The sequence below is a fragment of the Sphaerisporangium flaviroseum genome, from assembly GCF_039537005.1.
Lineage (GTDB): Bacteria > Actinomycetota > Actinomycetes > Streptosporangiales > Streptosporangiaceae > Sphaerisporangium > Sphaerisporangium flaviroseum.
Genome location: NZ_BAAAZR010000034.1, coordinates 1 through 506, shown reverse-complemented (window position 1 = coordinate 506; position 506 = coordinate 1). Strand labels below are relative to the sequence as shown.

The 506-nt window shown below is 64.6% G+C and carries 1 protein-coding gene; it reads right to left on the bottom strand.

Going from position 1 to position 506, the window contains the following annotated elements; translation table 11 throughout:
* Positions 1-506 (bottom strand): LamG domain-containing protein (locus tag ABD810_RS31155; protein WP_344948712.1); only part of this gene is annotated, 506 nt, incomplete at both ends.

Sequence of the window (506 nt, the reverse complement as noted above, 5' to 3'; positions counted from 1 at the left end):
CTGGTTCTTCACCCCTGTGCCGGTCTTGGTGGCCAGCCGGCCGAAGGCGTCGTAGACGAAGGCGGTCGTCGTGGTCGTGGATGCTGTGATGCCAGCGCTCGCCTGTCCCACGCCGACGACCGGGGTGTCCTTGTCGGACTGGATCTCGGTCTCTGCAAGGGCCCGGTTGTAGACGCGGACCTCGTCGATGAGTCCGGAGAAGTACTCACCCCAGACGCTGTTGCCGCCGATCCGCAGCGGACCGCCATCGGCACGCAAAGAGCCGGAGAAGTCCTTTGTCGCGGTCTTGGCACCGTCCAGGTAGAACTGGAGCTTGGCGCCGTCATAGGTGAGGGCGATGTGTGACCAGGTGTCGAGCGGGAGGTCCTGGGGGGAGTCGACGTTGCCTTCCAGCCCGTCGGTGTTTACCGTCCAGCCGTTGGGTTGCGCCCCGTTGGAGGCATACAACCCGTAGGACATGCCGCCGGTGAATTCCTTGAGGACGACCTGCCGCCAGTTGTCCAGGA